This is a genomic window from Nocardia sp. CA-128927, assembly GCF_050955855.1.
Classification (GTDB): domain Bacteria; phylum Actinomycetota; class Actinomycetes; order Mycobacteriales; family Mycobacteriaceae; genus Nocardia.
Window position 1 is genome coordinate 1,642,498 of the sequence record NZ_CP192087.1, and the last position, 14,966, is coordinate 1,657,463.

Annotated in this window: 20 protein-coding genes; 13 read left to right on the top strand and 7 right to left on the bottom strand. The window is 68.2% G+C overall.

The features are described 5' to 3' along the window. Positions 1-48: 48 nt before the first annotated feature. Both ACQPW1_RS07650 and ACQPW1_RS07655 read right to left on the bottom strand, forming a co-directional pair. Positions 49-615, bottom strand: coding sequence for a nicotinamidase (locus tag ACQPW1_RS07650; RefSeq protein ID WP_433662022.1), 567 nt, complete (start codon positions 613-615; stop codon positions 49-51). Positions 616-736: 121 nt separating this feature from the next. Further along, positions 737-2,092: a nicotinate phosphoribosyltransferase gene (locus ACQPW1_RS07655; RefSeq protein WP_433662023.1), complete on the bottom strand. Its 1,356-nt coding sequence runs from the start codon at positions 2,090-2,092 to the stop codon at positions 737-739. Between the two features lie 161 nt (positions 2,093-2,253). On the opposite strand from ACQPW1_RS07655, the gene clpS reads away from it, so the two are divergent. From clpS to rdgB, 10 genes are all read left to right on the top strand, one after another. Beyond that, entirely contained in the window at positions 2,254-2,604 is a 351-nt protein-coding gene (gene clpS / locus ACQPW1_RS07660; RefSeq protein ID WP_357390609.1) for an ATP-dependent Clp protease adapter ClpS, read from the top strand. A 22-nt stretch (positions 2,605-2,626) separates the two neighbouring features. Beyond that, positions 2,627-3,196 (top strand): DUF2017 domain-containing protein, encoded by a 570-nt coding sequence (locus ACQPW1_RS07665; protein WP_433662024.1) that lies wholly within the window; start codon positions 2,627-2,629, stop codon positions 3,194-3,196. A gap of 74 nt (positions 3,197-3,270) precedes the next feature. Beyond that, positions 3,271-4,335: a P1 family peptidase gene (locus tag ACQPW1_RS07670; protein ID WP_433662025.1), complete on the top strand. Its 1,065-nt coding sequence runs from the start codon at positions 3,271-3,273 to the stop codon at positions 4,333-4,335. A gap of 124 nt (positions 4,336-4,459) precedes the next feature. Next, positions 4,460-4,882 (top strand): Mov34/MPN/PAD-1 family protein, encoded by a 423-nt coding sequence (locus ACQPW1_RS07675; protein ID WP_379289580.1) that lies wholly within the window; start codon positions 4,460-4,462, stop codon positions 4,880-4,882. A 33-nt stretch (positions 4,883-4,915) separates the two neighbouring features. Beyond that, a complete protein-coding gene (locus tag ACQPW1_RS07680) occupies positions 4,916-5,188 on the top strand; it encodes a MoaD/ThiS family protein (RefSeq protein ID WP_433662026.1) in 273 nt (90 codons plus the stop codon). A 7-nt stretch (positions 5,189-5,195) separates the two neighbouring features. After that, on the top strand, positions 5,196-6,158 hold the full coding sequence (locus ACQPW1_RS07685; protein WP_433662027.1) for a PLP-dependent cysteine synthase family protein: 963 nt from the start codon (positions 5,196-5,198) through the stop codon (positions 6,156-6,158). A 91-nt stretch (positions 6,159-6,249) separates the two neighbouring features. After that, positions 6,250-6,987: a rhomboid family protein gene (locus ACQPW1_RS07690; protein ID WP_433662028.1), complete on the top strand. Its 738-nt coding sequence runs from the start codon at positions 6,250-6,252 to the stop codon at positions 6,985-6,987. Positions 6,988-7,056: 69 nt separating this feature from the next. Beyond that, a complete protein-coding gene (locus ACQPW1_RS07695; RefSeq protein ID WP_433662029.1) occupies positions 7,057-7,821 on the top strand; it encodes a cyclic nucleotide-degrading phosphodiesterase in 765 nt (254 codons plus the stop codon). 42 nt (positions 7,822-7,863) lie between these two features. Beyond that, positions 7,864-8,634 carry a ribonuclease PH gene (gene rph, locus ACQPW1_RS07700; protein WP_433662030.1) on the top strand — a complete coding sequence of 257 codons (771 nt, stop codon included), beginning with the start codon at positions 7,864-7,866 and terminating at the stop codon, positions 8,632-8,634. Between the two features lie 2 nt (positions 8,635-8,636). Next, entirely contained in the window at positions 8,637-9,248 is a 612-nt protein-coding gene (rdgB, locus tag ACQPW1_RS07705) for an RdgB/HAM1 family non-canonical purine NTP pyrophosphatase (protein ID WP_433662031.1), read from the top strand. A 164-nt stretch (positions 9,249-9,412) separates the two neighbouring features. Here rdgB and ACQPW1_RS07710 read toward each other — a convergent pair whose 3' ends face one another. The 4 genes from ACQPW1_RS07710 to ACQPW1_RS07725 all read right to left on the bottom strand — a co-directional run bounded on the left by ACQPW1_RS07710 (position 9,413) and on the right by ACQPW1_RS07725 (position 11,999). Beyond that, on the bottom strand, positions 9,413-9,751 hold the full coding sequence (locus ACQPW1_RS07710) for a DUF3817 domain-containing protein (protein ID WP_433665180.1): 339 nt from the start codon (positions 9,749-9,751) through the stop codon (positions 9,413-9,415). Between the two features lie 53 nt (positions 9,752-9,804). Beyond that, complete coding sequence (locus ACQPW1_RS07715; protein WP_433662032.1) at positions 9,805-10,254, bottom strand: transcriptional regulator; 450 nt, start codon at positions 10,252-10,254, stop codon at positions 9,805-9,807. Between the two features lie 108 nt (positions 10,255-10,362). Then, positions 10,363-11,238: an oxidoreductase gene (locus ACQPW1_RS07720; protein WP_433662033.1), complete on the bottom strand. Its 876-nt coding sequence runs from the start codon at positions 11,236-11,238 to the stop codon at positions 10,363-10,365. Between the two features lie 206 nt (positions 11,239-11,444). After that, complete coding sequence (locus tag ACQPW1_RS07725) at positions 11,445-11,999, bottom strand: lipase family protein (protein WP_433662034.1); 555 nt, start codon at positions 11,997-11,999, stop codon at positions 11,445-11,447. Positions 12,000-12,197: 198 nt separating this feature from the next. Between ACQPW1_RS07725 and ACQPW1_RS07730 the strand changes: the two genes are divergently transcribed. Next, positions 12,198-12,842, top strand: a complete 645-nt coding sequence (locus tag ACQPW1_RS07730) for a TetR/AcrR family transcriptional regulator (protein WP_433662035.1) — start codon at positions 12,198-12,200, stop codon at positions 12,840-12,842. On the opposite strand, the gene ACQPW1_RS07735 is transcribed toward ACQPW1_RS07730, so the two are convergent. After that, the gene (locus ACQPW1_RS07735) at positions 12,827-13,462 is read right to left on the bottom strand and encodes a TetR family transcriptional regulator (RefSeq protein ID WP_433662036.1); all 636 of its coding nucleotides are present in this window, start codon (positions 13,460-13,462) and stop codon (positions 12,827-12,829) included. The genes ACQPW1_RS07730 and ACQPW1_RS07735 overlap by 16 nt on opposite strands. A 179-nt stretch (positions 13,463-13,641) precedes the next feature. Between ACQPW1_RS07735 and ACQPW1_RS07740 the strand changes: the two genes are divergently transcribed. After that, positions 13,642-13,923, top strand: a complete 282-nt coding sequence (locus tag ACQPW1_RS07740) for a hypothetical protein (RefSeq protein ID WP_433662037.1) — start codon at positions 13,642-13,644, stop codon at positions 13,921-13,923. A gap of 77 nt (positions 13,924-14,000) precedes the next feature. Further along, positions 14,001-14,954, top strand: coding sequence for a sigma-70 family RNA polymerase sigma factor (locus ACQPW1_RS07745; protein WP_433662038.1), 954 nt, complete (start codon positions 14,001-14,003; stop codon positions 14,952-14,954). The last annotated feature ends 12 nt before the right edge of the window (positions 14,955-14,966 follow it).

Below are 14,966 nucleotides of genomic sequence, written 5' to 3' on the forward strand. Positions count from 1 at the left end.
GCCTACTGCCCGGCACCGACACCGGCTGCGGCCGTCGCGATGATCGGCCTACCCGGAAACGCTTCCTTCGAGGTCGACGCCCGCGGCGCGCATCCGGTCCAGCGCGGCGTCGGTGGTGTCGCGGGCGACCCCGGCGGTCAGGTCGAGCAGCACGCGGGTGTCGAAGCCCTCGATCCTGGCGTCCAGCGCGGTGGCGCGGACGCAGTGGTCGGTGGCGATGCCGACGACGTCGACCGCCTCGATGCCGTGGTTGTGCAGCCAGTCGGCCAGCGCGGTGCCGTCCTCGGCGGTGCCCTCGAAACCGGAGTAGGCGGCGGAATACGCGCCCTTGGAGAAGATCTCCTGCACGGGCGCGAGGTCCAGGTTCGGGTGGAAGTCCGCGCCCGGTGTCCCGACCCGGCAGTGCGGCGGCCAGGAGTCGACGTAATCGGGATGCGTGGAGAAGTGCTCGCCGGGATCGATGTGATAGTCACGGGTTGCGACGATCGCCGTGTAGTCCGCGGCCGCGAGGTGCTCGCTGATCCGGGAAGCGACCGCGGCGCCGCCCGTGACGGCGAGCGACCCGCCCTCGCAGAAGTCGTTCTGGACATCGACGATGATCAGGGCTCGGGTCATGGGACCTCCCGCGGTGTGAACGGAGTACTCGTAGCGCATTGTGCCGCTTTGTGCGGCAGCCGATGCGGGCGGCCTGACGGAATCCCTTATTGCTGTTCCGCCGATTCGCCAGGCGCTGAACTCAACTCACGAAGGTGGTCGGCACGGCGGGCTCACCGGCGGACAGCTTCAGACCCTCCCACGGCAGGCTGATCAGCCCGTGCGCCACGTGGTCCCGGCTGTCCGGCAGCGTCGGCAGGTCGTCGACGAGCTTGCCGCCGCGCACCAGCGGGACGAGCAGTTCGCGCGCCTCGAACCCGTTCACCTCGGGTGTCGGCCCGGTCGCCGGGTAGACGATCTCCTCGACGATCGTGCCGGTAGATCGGGACAGCCGGATCGCCTTCTTGGTGCCGCCGCGCGATTCCTTGTGACTGCTGCGCTTGGCGACCGGCACCCCGTCGACGTCGACCAGCTTGTAGACCATGCCCGCGGTCGGCGCGCCGGACCCGGTCACCAGGGACGTGCCGACGCCGTACACATCGACCGGTTCCGCGCGCAACGCGGCGATCGCGTACTCGTCGAGATCACCGGATACCACGATGCGGGTCTTGGTCGCGCCGAGCCCGTCCAGCTGATCGCGCACCTGCCTGGCCAGCACGCCGAGATCGCCGGAATCGATGCGCACTCCACCTAGTTCCGGCCCGGCCACCTCGATCGCGGTCGCCACGCCTCGGGTGATGTCGTAGGTGTCCACCAGCAGGGTTGTGCCGATGCCGAGCGCCGCGACTTGGCTGCGGAACGCCGCCGCCTCGTGCTCACCGTCGGAGCCGCTGTGTTTACCCACCCCGTCGGCTCCGCCGCCTGCCGACCCCGCATGCAGCAGGGTGAACGCGTGCGCGCTGGTGCCCGCGCCGGGCACGCCGTAGCGGCGCACCGCCTCCAAATTCGAGGTGGCGTCGAAGCCTGCGAGGTAGGCGGCGCGCGAGCTGTCCGGCGCGGCGAGTTCGTGGGTGCGTCGCGACCCCATCTCGATCATCCGGCGACCGCCCGAAGCGCTCACCATCCGCGCGGCGGCCGAGGCGATCGCGCTGTCGTGGTTGAGGATCGACAGGGCCAGCGTCTCCAGCACGACGCATTCGGCGAAGCTGCCGCGCACCGAAAGGATGGGGGAGCCGGGGAAGTACAGCTCGCCCTCGGCGTAGCCGTCGATGTCGCCGGTGAACCGGTAGTCGCGCAGCCAGTCCACCGTCTTGGCGGGCAGGAAGTGCGCGATCACCTCCAGCTCCGCTTCGCCGAACTGGAAGCGCTCCAGCGCGTCGAGCAGCCTGCCGGTGCCCGCGACCACGCCGTAGCGGCGTCCGTGCGGCAGGCGGCGGGCGAACACCTCGAAGGTGCAGCGGCGATGGGCGGAGTCGTCGGCCAGCGCCGCGGCCAGCATGGTCAGTTCGTACTGGTCCGTCAGCAGTGCGGTGCTGGTGACGCCGTCGCGGATGTCCACGCTGCCAACTGTAGACAGGACGGTCGGCTTTGAGCGCTTGTGATCCCGCGAATGCGCGAGGCCGCATGATAGGTGGGTGGCACTTCAGCGAGCCGTGAAATGCTCGAATCCACGGTCAGCGGGGTGTTGCTCATTCGGAGTCGAGTCGTACCCTTGACGTTATGGCCTTGTGCAACACAGTCCGAGGTGGCGTCGTGGTGGACGCCGTGGACGCGACACTGTCAGCGGCACAGGCGACCCCCGAGGCGGTCGAATACACCGAGATCCTGGAGGCAGAAGATCGCCCGTGGGTCACTGTGGTCTGGGACGACCCGGTCAACCTCATGCACTACGTCGCATACATCTTCCAGAAGCTGTTCGGCTACAGCAAAGCGAAGGCGACCGAGCTGATGCTTTGCGTGCACAACGAGGGCAAGGCGGTCGTCTCGTCGGGTTCGCGCGACAAGATGGAACATGACGTCCAGCGGCTGCACGCCGCGGGACTCTGGGCGACCATGCAGCGGGACGACTGACCAGGACGACTACCCTGACGCCGTGCGGAAGTGGAGCAGGAAGAACTCGCTGAGCGGCCTCAAACTGCGATCCGAGATGGACGCACGTGAGGCCAACGTGCTGCGCTCGCTGGTCGGTGCCGTCTCCGGGTTGCTCACCGAGAGAGCCGAGTCCGCGCCCGAGGACGACCTCGCCGCGCTGACCGGGCTGCGCACCGGCAACACCGACGTGCCCGACGATCCGCGGCTGCGCCGACTGCTGCCGGACTTCCACCGCAGCGAACCCGGTTCCCCCGACGCCGACCGCGCCGATCTGAACAGCGCGCTGCGCGGGCTGCACGAGCCGGAGATCATCGACGCCAAACTGGCCGCGGGCAGCGTCATCCTGAATACCGTGCCCACCTCCGGCGGCAAGATCGTGCTCACGCCGGAACAGGCCGACGCCTGGCTGACCGCGCTCACCGACGTGCGACTAGCCCTCGGCACGGTGCTGGGCATCGACGCCGACACGCCGGACCATCTCGGCCCGGACGACCCGCGCGCGCCACACCTGGACGTGTACCACTGGCTCACCTGGATGCAGGACTCGTTGCTGCAAGCCCTGGCCCCCTGAACGCCACGCTTGTCGGACCGCACCTGTACAACGGGTAGATCGGATTGTCGTCGCGACCGAGAGTCAGGAGCGCAATGAAGGTGCATGCCGGGCAACGTAATTCGCTCACCGATGTATCCGGCCTGCTGGTCGGGCATCACACCGCACTCGACCCGGACGCGACGCTCGGCTCCGGCGCGGCGACCGGGACCACCGTCATCTACGCGCCGGGCGGTGCGACCGCCGCGGTCGACGTGCGCGGCGGCGGGCCGGGCACCCGGGAAACCGATGTGCTCGATCTGGCCCGCACCATGCGTCAGGCCAACGCGATCGTGCTCACCGGCGGCAGCGCCTACGGCCTCGCGGCGGCCGACGGGGTGATGCGCTGGCTCGAGGAGCACCACGAGGGCATCCCGATGGACCCGACCAACCCGAGCCGGGTGGTACCGATCGTGCCGGGCGCGGTGATCTACGACCTTCCGTTGGGCGCGTGGGACATTCGGCCCACCGCCGAGTTCGGCTACCAGGCCGCGGCCGCCGCGTCGCTCGACTTCGAGCGCGGTGTGGTCGGCGGCGGCGTGGGTGCGCGCGCCGGTTCGATCAAGGGCGGCGTCGGCACCGCGAGCGTGGTGCTCGGCGACGGGCCCGCGGCCGGAGCCACGGTTTCCGCGCTGGTCGTGGCCAACGCGGCGGGTTCGGTGTTCGACCCGCGCACCGGGCTGCCGTGGGGCGTCGGCACCGACGGGCCGGAGCACTTCGGTTTGCGGCCGCCGACCGCCGAACAGCTGGCGCACGCGAACGCGCTGCCCGCGAAAAGCATGCGGCTCAACACAACCATCGGTGTGGTGGCCACCGACGCGCCGCTGGACCCGATCGGCTGTCAACGACTGGCCATGACCGCCCACGACGGACTCGCCCGCGCGATCCGTCCCGCGCACGGACCGTTCGACGGTGACGCGTTCTTCGCCCTGTCGACCGGTACCTGGCAGCCGCCGGCCGCGACCTTCGAGCTGCCGCCCGCGTTGCCGCCGGACATCTTTATGGTCGATCTGCTCGGCACCGCCGCGGCCCTCTGCGTGGAACGCGCGATCGTCGACGCGATCCTGTCCGCCGTGTCGGTCGGGGAAGTCCCTGCGTACAGCGCCCTATTTCCCCGCTGAGCGCGGAGAACACAGGACCAGGCGACGCACTCGGGGAATAGCCGAATATCCTGGCTCGTTGTCGACCGTGACAGGTCGGCGTCATACGCGGGCGAAGGCCCGAGGCCGTGGGAAGGTTTGACTCGTGCTGGTGATCAGGGCCGACCTCGTGGAGGCAATGGTGGCGCACGCGCGCGCCGACCACCCCGACGAGGCGTGCGGCGTCATCGCCGGACCGGAGGATTCCGATCGTCCGGAGCGCTTCGTGGCCATGGTCAATGCCGAACGTTCGCCCACCTTCTACCGTTTCGATTCCGGTGAGCAGCTGAAGGTCTGGCGCGCGATGGACGACGCCGACGAGACGCCGGTGGTGATCTACCACTCGCACACTGCCACCGAGGCCTACCCGAGCCGCACCGATGTGTCCTACGCGTCCGAGCCGTTCGCGCACTACGTGCTGATCTCCACCCGCGACCCCGAGCAGCATGAGCTGCGCAGCTACCGGATCGTCGACGGCGAGGTCACCGAGGAACCGGTGCAGATCGTCGACGCGTACGAAACCGCCTGAACCGATGCTTGTTCGTGAAACCGAGGAGTTCTCATGCCGGTAACCGTGTCCATCCCGACCATCATGCGTGGCCTCACCGGAGGGGAGAAGCGCGTGCAGGCGCAGGGCGCCACGCTGAGCGCGCTGATCGCCGACCTCGACGCGAACCACCCCGGCCTCGCCGAGCGGCTGCTCAAGGACGGCAAGCTGAACCGCTACGTCAACATCTACGTCGACGACGAGGACGTGCGTTTCTCCGGCGGGCTCGAGGCCGAGGTGCCCGCCGAGGCCAGCGTGACCATCCTGCCTGCCGTCGCCGGCGGCTGACCGACCCGTGGCACGCTACGAATCGCTGATCGCGACCCTCGGCAACACCCCGCTGGTCGGCCTGCGCACCCTGTCCCAGCAGTGGGACGGTGACAACCACGTGCGGCTGTGGGCCAAGCTGGAGGACCGCAACCCGACCGGTTCCATCAAGGACCGACCGGCGCTGCGGATGATCGAACAGGCCGAGGCCGACGGCCTGCTGACGCCCGGCTGCACCATCCTGGAACCCACCAGCGGCAACACCGGCATCTCGCTGGCCATGGCCGCCAAGCTCAAGGGCTATCAGCTGGTCTGCGTGATGCCGGAGAACACCTCGGTGGAGCGGCGTCAGCTGCTCACCATGTTCGGCGCGCGAATCATCGATTCCCCGGCCGCGGGCGGCTCCAATCAGGCGGTGGCGCTGGCCAAGCAGATCGCCGCGGAGAACCCGGACTGGGTGATGCTGTACCAGTACGGCAATCCCGCCAACGCGCTGGCGCATTACGAAACCACCGGCCCGGAGATCCTGGCCGATCTGCCGGAGATCACCCACTTCGTCGCGGGCCTCGGCACCACCGGAACGCTGATGGGCACCGGGCGTTTCCTGCGCGAGAAGGTACCGAGCATCGAGATCGTGGCGGCCGAACCGCGCTACGGCGAGCTGGTCTACGGGCTGCGCAACATCGACGAGGGCTTCATCCCCGAGCTGTACGACGAATCGGTGCTGACCACCCGTTTCTCGGTCGGCCCGTACGACGCGGTCAAGCGCACCCGTGAACTGGTCGCCGAAGAGGGCATCTTCGCGGGCATCTCGACCGGCGCGATCCTGCACGCCGCGCTCGGCGTCGCGCGCAAGGTCGCCAAGACGGGCAAGCGCGCCGACATCGCGTTCGTCGTCGCCGACGGCGGCTGGAAGTACCTCTCGACCGGCGCGTACGACGGCACCCTGGAAGAGGCCGAGGAACGCCTCGACGGTCAACTCTGGGCATAGCGCCCGTCGGCGTCCGCGCCGGTACCCTCGGAATAGCGGGATGACGGGTCGTACCTGACCCGTCGTACTCCTGCTCGACGAGGAGGCTGCGATGACCGGCGGTTCGGGAATCGGTTCGTCATTCGACCCCGATCGGATCGCGGCGATCCGTGCGCAGTTGGGGAAGCCGGGCACAGCGACGCCACGGACACCGGCGAGCGCGCCCGCGACGTCGACCAACTTCGCCGCCGTCCGGCAACTGTGGCTGCGCGCCGGGGTGATCATCGCCGGTTTCGTCGCGCTGCTCTACGGCATCGAAGGCGTCGATACCCTCGACCACAACCAGCTCGACAACGCGGGCATCCACCCCAGGGCGGCCGATGGACTCTCCGGCATCCTGTTCGCCCCGGTCCTGCACTACGGCTGGCCGCACCTGATCGGCAACACCCTGCCTGTGCTGGTGCTGGGCTTTCTCGCGCTGGCCGCGGGCATCGGCCGCGGACTGGCGGCGACGGCGATCATCTGGATCGTCGCCGGTGTGGGCACCTGGCTGACCGGCGCGTCCGGCAGCGTGCACCTCGGCGCGTCGGTGCTGGTTTTCGGCTGGTTGACGTTCCTGATCTCGCGCGGCTGGTTCGCCCGCAACGTCGGACAGATCGTGCTCGGGCTCGTCGTTTTGGCCGTTTACGGCTCGCTGCTGTGGGGCGTATTACCCGGCCAAGCTGGAATCTCTTGGCAGGGCCATCTTTTCGGGGCGATGGGTGGACTGCTCGCTGGCTGGGTACTCTCTGGTGATGCACGCCGAAATCGTCGCGGGGATCAGGCTGGAGTCATTGCGTCGCCACGGTGATTCTGCGACTCGTCGAGGAATGTGGGGGATAGTTTCTTGACCGAGATTTCGTCGTGGCAGCATAAGGGAATGCGCCTAACCGTCCTCGGGTGCTCGGGCAGCGTGTCCGGCCCGGACTCCCCAGCGTCGGGCTATCTGCTGACCGGGCCGGATATGACGCCCGTGGTGATCGATTTCGGGCCTGGCGTGCTCGGCGCGCTGCAGCGCTACGCCGACCCCGGTGAGGTCGATATCTTCCTCACCCACCTGCACGCCGACCACTGCCTCGACCTGCCCGGCCTGCTGGTCTGGCGGCGCTACCACCCCACACCGCCGGTCGGCCGGGCCATCGTGCGCGGTCCGTCGGACAGCGCGCTGCGCATCGGCAACGCCTCGGCCGAGGTCGGCGGCGAATGCGACGACTGGTCCGATGTCATCGACCACCGGACCTGGAAAGTCGGCGAAGAGGTCGAATTCGGACCCGGCCACACCGTGTCGGCGCGCCGGATGTTCCACCCGCCCGAGTCCTACGGTCTGCGGATCGTCACGGCCGCCGGGCGAACCTTCGTCTACACCGGCGACACCGCGATGTGCGACTCGGTGCATGAACTCGCCGAGGGCGCCGACATCCTGATGGCCGAGGCGTCCTGGACCCACGATCCGGCGAATCGCCCGCCCGGCATTCACCTTTCGGGCACCGAGGCGGGTCAGATCGCCGCGCAGGCGGGCGTCAAGGAACTGCTGCTCACCCACATTCCGCCATGGACCTCAAGTGAAGACGTCATCGCCGAGGCCAAGGCACAGTTCTCCGGACCCGTGCACGCGGTCGCGCCGGGCGAGACCTTCGATCTCTGACCGGGTCGGCTGCGCCGACGGCCATCCCCTAGGCTGTGGCCCGTGTCTAGACGAGCCGATGGCAGGGCGGACGACGAACTCCGCGAGGTAAAGATCACCCGTGGATTCACCACGCATCCAGCCGGTTCGGTGCTGGTCGAATTCGGGCAGACGCGGGTGATGTGTACCGCGAGCGTGACCGAGGGCGTGCCGCCGTGGCGTCGCGACTCCGGACTCGGTTGGGTCACCGCCGAATACGCGATGCTGCCCGCCGCGACGCACACCCGCAGCGGACGTGAGTCGGTGAAGGGCAAGGTCGGCGGCCGCACCCAGGAGATCAGCCGCCTGATCGGCCGATCGCTCCGTGCCTGCATCGACCTGGCCGCTATCGGCGAGAACACCATCGCGATCGACTGCGACGTGCTGCAGGCCGACGGCGGCACCAGGACCGCCGCCATCACCGGCGCTTACGTCGCGCTGGCCGACGCGGTCACCTACCTGGCCGCCAAGGGCGTGCTGGCAGACCCGCAGCCGATCTCCTGCGCGATCGCCGCGGTGAGCGTCGGCGTCGTCGACGGCCGGGTGCGCCTGGACCTGCCCTACGAAGAGGATTCGCGCGCCGAGGTCGACATGAACGTGGTCGCCACCGACACCGGCACCCTGGTCGAGATCCAGGGCACCGGCGAGGGCGCCACCTTCCCGCGCTCCACCCTGGACAAGATGCTCGACTCCGCGCTGGTCGGCTGCGAGCAGATCTTCGGCATCCAGAAGGAAGCCCTCGCGCTGCCGTATCCCGGCGTGCTGCCGGAGCCGTCCGAGCCGAAGAAGAAGTAGCCATGACGCGTCGGGTGCTGGTGGCCAGCCGCAATGCCAAGAAGCTGAACGAGTTGCGGCGCATCCTCGCCGAGGCGGGTATCGCGGGCATCGAGATCGTCGGGCTGGACGACGTGCCCACCTACGACGAGGCGCCGGAGACCGGCGCGACGTTCGAGGAGAACGCGCTCGCCAAGGCCCGCGACGGTGCCGTCGCCACCGGATTGGCTTGTGTCGCAGATGATTCCGGCATCGAGGTGGACGCGCTCAACGGCATGCCCGGCGTGCTCTCCGCGCGCTGGTCGGGGCGGCACGGCGACGACGCGGCCAACAACGCGCTGTTGCTGGCCCAACTCGGCGACGTGCCGGACGAGCGGCGCGGGGCACGGTTCGTCTCCACCTGCGCCCTGGTCGTACCCGATGGCGCGGAAATCGTGGTGCGGGGCGAATGGCCGGGCACGGTCGGCCGGAAACCGCTGGGCGACGGCGGTTTCGGCTACGACCCGCTGTTCATCCCGGAAGGTGGCGACACCTCCGCCGCACAGCTGACTCCCGCAGAGAAGGACGCGGTCTCACACCGCGGCCGGGCCCTCACCCAGCTCCTCCCTGCGCTGTCCGAGCTCGCCGAAGCCTGACTCGCGGAGCCGGGTAACTCGCGCGCCGAAGCCGTGATCCGCTGAGCCGCACACCCTTTGCCTGCGCCGCACAACCTCTATACGGGGTGTGCGGCGTAGACAAAGGGTGTGCGCAGCGCTGCTTCCTGTGCGGGAAGCCAAGGCGTTGGCGGGTTTACGGCGAGTTAGACGCCGAAGTCCTGCTTGACCTTCTTCGCGTTGACATGCTCGACGACGAACGACAGCAGCGGGATGGTGCCCGCGAGCAAGGTGCCGACGGTGCGCAGGACCGGCCAGCGCACCTTCACCGCGAGGTCGGCGGTGACCAGCAGGTAGACGAAGTACACCCAGCCGTGCACGACGGCGATCCAGCTCGGGGTGTGCACGTCGAAGCCGTACTTGGCGATCATCTCGCCGGTGAGCAGCAGCAGCCAGAGACCGGTGATCCAGGCCAGCGTGCGGTAACGCAGCAGCGCGGACTTGATCTTGGCGGTCGGCACGCCACCGGTCTTCGCGGGCGCCAGGGTGCTCTCGGTGGCCGGTGCCGCAGTGCTCTCGGTGGAATTCTCGCTGGCGGTCAACCGGCGCTCCTCTCGGTGTCGCGGGCATGCAGGCCCGCCTCGCGGACCTGATCATCGATGTCTTGGGCGTGCAACGCGGCCAGATACTTGTTGTATTCGGCGAGCACCGGATCCTCGTCGCGCACCGCCTTCGGCCGCTCCGGCAGCAGACCCGCCGGAATCTCGCGCGGCGCAACAGCTTTCGGAGCACGCATCGGCTCATCGCCGGGATGCTCGGTCTCCTCGGCTTCGCGTTCCAGCCGGACGAACCGGAAATAGGCGAACACCGCGAATGCCGCGAACAACGGCCATTGCAGCGCGTAACCCAGATTCTGGCCGGTGCCGCTCGACGATTCGAACCGCTCCCACTGCCACCACGCCAGCGCCAGGCAACCCAGCGCAGCGACGATCACCAGCGCGATGAGGGCCGGACGATTGTGTGCCGAGCGGCGGGGTGAAGCGGACACGGCTACTACGGTACCCGTCTACTACACGGTCCGTAGGAGCAGGTCGACGCTGCCGGTGCGGCGATTCCGGCAACGACCCGCCCGCAGCGCGCAGGCGGGTCGCTGGACTCAGAACTTGTAGGTGATGCCGGTCAGCCGCTCGGATTCGTCCCAGAGCCGCTTCCAGAGTTCCTTGTTCTTGGACAGCCGGCTCGACGGCGACGACTCCACCGGACCCTGGGTCTGGAAGAACCGGCGCGGACCCCAGTAGACCTCCGGATCGGCGTCGGGCATGGTCGCGGCGAACAGCGACGAGTGCGCGGCCTTCCTCGGCGGATGACCGATCAGCGCGACGAACGGCTTGATGATCCGGTCGACCGGGGTCTCGGTCCTGGCGAACAGGTCGGTGGCCGAGACACCCGGGTGCACCGCGTAAGACCGCTTGCTGGAACCGGATTCGGCCAGACGGCGCTGGAGTTCCCTGGCGAACATCAGGTTCGACAGCTTGGCCTGCGCGTAGGCGAGATTGCGCTGGTAGCGACGGTTCTCGTAGTTGAGATCGTCGATCCACAGCTTCGGTGTCTGCTTGTGCGCGATGCTGGCCAGCGTCACCACCCGGTCCTGGATGCGGTCCAGCAGCAGGCCGGTCAGCGCGTAGTGGGCCAGATGGTCGACACCCCACTGGGTCTCGAAGCCGTCCTTGGTTCGCGAGAACGGGACGTTCATCAGTCCGGCGTTGTTGATCAGCACGTCGAAGTCGCCCTGCGCGTCGGCGAACTTGCGGACTGAGGCCAGGTCGGACAGGTCCAGCTCGGCGACGCGGACGTCGCCGGTGATGCCGTCGGCGACCGCCTTGGCCTTCTCCGCGTTGCGGCAGGCCATGATGACGGTCGCGCCATGGGCCGCGAGGACCTCGGTGGTCACGGCGCCCAACCCACCGTTCGCGCCGGTGATCACGAAGGTGCGTCCGGTCTGATCCGGGATTTCAGAAGGTTTCCACGCCATGAATCAACCTTACTCTGGAGTAAGTTCCTGGGGAAGGGTTTCCCCGTCATCTGATGACGAGTGTCTCAGACGGAGGTGATTCCTGTCACTCGGCGTAGGTCGGGAGCACAGCCGCGAGAGAGCACAGTCGTTAGAGATAACAGCAGTGCGCCCGGCGGACTGCCAGGGGCTCGCTACAGATCACATCGTGCGCACGCGGAGTTCATTCAGCGGCCACTGCCGATGGGTTGCTGGAACGCGGCCGCGAGGGTTGTGCCGGCTGTTTCGCCCCACACCTGCCAGGTGGCCTGGTCGAGCATCATCGAGCCGACATCGGTGGTCGAGACGCCGGATGCGACAGGTTTGCCAGCGAAACGATCCTTGAGCCACAGCAAAGCTCGGGGCGCTCCGATCGGGTCGAGTGTCAGATGCTCGCTGAAGTGATCGCGGACGTACTCGACGCGGGCGTTCGGATCCTGCGCGTAGTAGGCGACGAGATCGTTGACCGGTCCGACCGGAATCAGCGACAGATTCGCCACATTCACCTGCCGTGCCGCAATGAGCTGGCCCGGTTCGAGATTCGCGTAGGTCTCCGGCGCCGGGCGGTAGAACGCCGGATCGAAGCCGGGGGGCATGGGCGGAATCGGGAACTGCAGCGCTGGCTGGACCGGGGGAGTGCCCGGATCCGCGACGGCTTGCCCGGCGAGGGCGAAGGGCAGCCCGGACGCCAGCACGGCGAGGGCGACGAGCAGCTTCGATGCGTGCTTGCGCGGTGTAACCACAGACCAACCTCTTTGTTGACCGGGCGCATATGTGAGCCCAGTTGGTTTCAGACTGTGTTCGAGTATGCAACGACATGACGCGGATCACAAATACCGTCCGGCGAGACCTGGCCCGCACCGCGGGTGGCGCACGTCCGCAGTTGGCGGAGACGCGCCTGGTCACGAAGGTTGTGCCGGCATCTCCGATACGGTGGAGGCGTGACCATCGTTGGCAGGCAGTACGGCGGACGCGCCGTCACGGAACGCAAGGCCGAACGCCGCCAGCGCTTCCTGGACGCGGCGACCCGGATCTTCGCCGAACGTGGCTACGCGAACTGCTCGCTGGCCGACGTCTGCGCCGCCGCGTCGCTGTCCAAGCGGCAGTTCTACGAGGAGTTCCAGACCAGGGAAGACGTGCTGGTCGCCGCCTATGACCGGATTCAGGACGATGCGGCGGCCGTGCTGGTCACGGCGCTGGCCGACCTCGATCCGCGGTTCGACATGACCGCGGCGATGACCGCGATGGTCTCGGCCTATCTCGGCTCGATCGGCTCCGACCCGTATCGCGCCAAGGTCGCCTTCATCGAGGTGGTCGGCGTCAGCGACCGGATGGAGCGGCATCGCCGCGAACGGCGGCACGCGTGGGCCGCGATGCTGGACACCAGCCTGGTGCCGACGGTCGCCCCCGGCGCCCGGATTCGCGGCGGAAGTGCCTGGGGCGCAAGCGCTCTCATCGGCGCGATCAACGGACTCGCGCACGAGTGGGTGCTGGCCGATCCGCGCCCTTCGGTCGGCGAGTTGGTGGAACTGCTGGTACCTATCGCGCTGTCGCTGGTGGAAGTGCCCGATCAGCGCAAGGCGTAGCCGTCGAGTGACGGAGCGAGCGCGTCGAACGCCGTGCCGATGTATTCGATGATGGCCGTGGCGATTTCGTCGTTCGGCTGACCGTCCAGGGTGCGGCGCATGGTCTCGTCGAACAGCACCCGATGCACCCCTCCTAGCTGAGCCGCCGCCACCCGCGGCGTGATATCCGTTGCGGCCGCACCGGTTTCGGCGGCCAATGTCTCGGCAAGGACCTGCTCACGCTCGTCGTGGAATTCGCGCAGCCGCGCGACCAGGGCGGGACTGTCGCTGATCATCTTGGCGAACTCCGGGCCGGAGAAGCCGACCACCGGATCCTGTTCGGTCGCCGCCGTCAGGTACGCGGCCCGCAGCGCCGTCAAGGCCGACTCGCCCGGTTCGCGCTCGCGGACGATGCGCGCGAGCTGGTCGACGAACACGTCGTGCAGGTCGAGCGCCAGGTCCTCCTTGCGCGGGAAGTAGTTGGTCACCGTCATCTTGGCGACCTGCGCGGCGACCGCCACGTCGGCGATCGTCACCTTGTCGAAGCCGTGCTCGAGGAACAGCATGGTCGCCTGATGAGAGATGTTCTCCCTGGTCTGCTGCTTTTTCCGGTCCCGGAGGCCCAGTGTCTCTGTGCTCATGCCTCCGCCTCGCTGACGCTCGGCTCCGGCATGCGCACAGCGCGCTGGCACACGATTCGTTCGCTTCGCTCTCTCATGCGAACACCATATCTGATACCGACCAAAATTTATGCTTGACATATTTTTAGGTCTGTTCTGAGTTTGTTCGCGTTACCGAGAACGAAGGAGCGTCACCGCGAATGAACTACGGACTTGTCGAAGCAACCCCGGCCCACACCAGCCCCAGCACCGACCGAAAGGGACCAGCCACCATGGCCGACAAGACCTCCGCGCAGACCACCATCGACGCCGTCGTCCGCCGCTTCGCGCCGACCGACCCCGCAGCCGAGCGAAAGAAGCAGCGCGCCAACGGATTCCCCGGCGCGCAGCGACTCGATCGACAGGCTGCCGGTCTGTCCCGTAGCCGAGCCACCTTCCGCGCGGCCCCGCAGCGCCCGCTGCGCATCCCCGGCCGCGGCTGATCGTCGAGCACCACTCCCACCGGTCGTCGGCGCACCACCGCGCCGACGACCGGTTCGCTCCCCTCGGAAGGAACCCCGTGACCCAGTTCTGCACCGCCCGCCCCGCTCGCGTCTCCGGCACCGTCAGCCAGGACCCGGTCAACGACTACCTGCGGCTCATCGCCCGCACCCCACTGCTCACCGCCACCCAGGAGGTCGAGCTCGCCGTACGCATCGAAGCGGGCGTGCTCGCCGCCGAACGCCTCGCCGACACCACCGATCTCGACCCCACTGAACGCCGCGAGCTGCGCCGCCGCGTCACCGACGGCCAGCGCGCCAAGGACCACATGATCGAGGCCAACCTGCGCTTGGTCGTCTCGATCGCCAAGCGCTACCCGACGCCGGTCGGCATCTCACTGCTCGACCTGGTGCAGGAGGGCACCCTGGGCATGATGCGCGCGGTGGAGAAGTTCGATCACCGCCGCGGCCTCAAGTTCTCCACCTACGCCACCTGGTGGATCAAGCAGGGCGTCGGCCGCGCGCTGGCCGACCAGGGCCGCACCATCCGCATCCCGGTGCACGTCGTCGAGGCGCTGAACCGGGTGAACCGCACCCGGCGGACCCTGACGGTGCAACTCGGCCGCGATGTCACCACGGCAGAACTGGCCGCCGAACTCGACATGACGCCGGACAAGGTGCGCGAGGTACTCGACCATGCGCGCGAACCGATTTCGCTACACACCCCGATCGGCGAGGAGGGCAGCACGGAATTCGGCGAACTCATCGCTGACGCCGCACCCGACCCGTCCGAAGCCGCGCTGGCGACCGCGACGCGCAGCCAGCTCGACAAGGTCCTCGCGGGCTTGCCCGAGCGCGAAGCCGCAGTGATCGCCTTGCGTTTCGGCCTGGACGGCACCGGTCCGAAAACGCTCGACGAGATCGGCAAGCGCTACGGCGTTTCCCGCGAACGCGCCCGCCAGATCGAGGCCAAGGGCATGGCCAAGTTGCGGCAACCAACCCGCGCCAAGGTCCTCGAAGGGCTGCTCGGCTAGTCGCTGCCGTGT

What these genes read in the sequence shown, in the direction of transcription:
- ACQPW1_RS07690 (WP_433662028.1), top strand. Translation starts at nt 6,250, where the DNA reads ATGACCGGCGGTTCGGGAATCGGTTCGTCATTCGACCCCGATCGGATC.
- ACQPW1_RS07670 (WP_433662025.1), top strand. Translation starts at nt 3,271, where the DNA reads ATGAAGGTGCATGCCGGGCAACGTAATTCGCTCACCGATGTATCCGGC.
- clpS (WP_357390609.1), top strand. Translation starts at nt 2,254, where the DNA reads ATGGCCTTGTGCAACACAGTCCGAGGTGGCGTCGTGGTGGACGCCGTG.
- rdgB (WP_433662031.1), top strand. Translation starts at nt 8,637, where the DNA reads ATGACGCGTCGGGTGCTGGTGGCCAGCCGCAATGCCAAGAAGCTGAAC.
- ACQPW1_RS07720 (WP_433662033.1), bottom strand. Translation starts at nt 11,238, where the DNA reads ATGGCGTGGAAACCTTCTGAAATCCCGGATCAGACCGGACGCACCTTC.
- ACQPW1_RS07695 (WP_433662029.1), top strand. Translation starts at nt 7,057, where the DNA reads ATGCGCCTAACCGTCCTCGGGTGCTCGGGCAGCGTGTCCGGCCCGGAC.
- ACQPW1_RS07680 (WP_433662026.1), top strand. Translation starts at nt 4,916, where the DNA reads ATGCCGGTAACCGTGTCCATCCCGACCATCATGCGTGGCCTCACCGGA.
- ACQPW1_RS07735 (WP_433662036.1), bottom strand. Translation starts at nt 13,462, where the DNA reads ATGAGCACAGAGACACTGGGCCTCCGGGACCGGAAAAAGCAGCAGACC.
- ACQPW1_RS07740 (WP_433662037.1), top strand. Translation starts at nt 13,642, where the DNA reads ATGAACTACGGACTTGTCGAAGCAACCCCGGCCCACACCAGCCCCAGC.
- ACQPW1_RS07650 (WP_433662022.1), bottom strand. Translation starts at nt 615, where the DNA reads ATGACCCGAGCCCTGATCATCGTCGATGTCCAGAACGACTTCTGCGAG.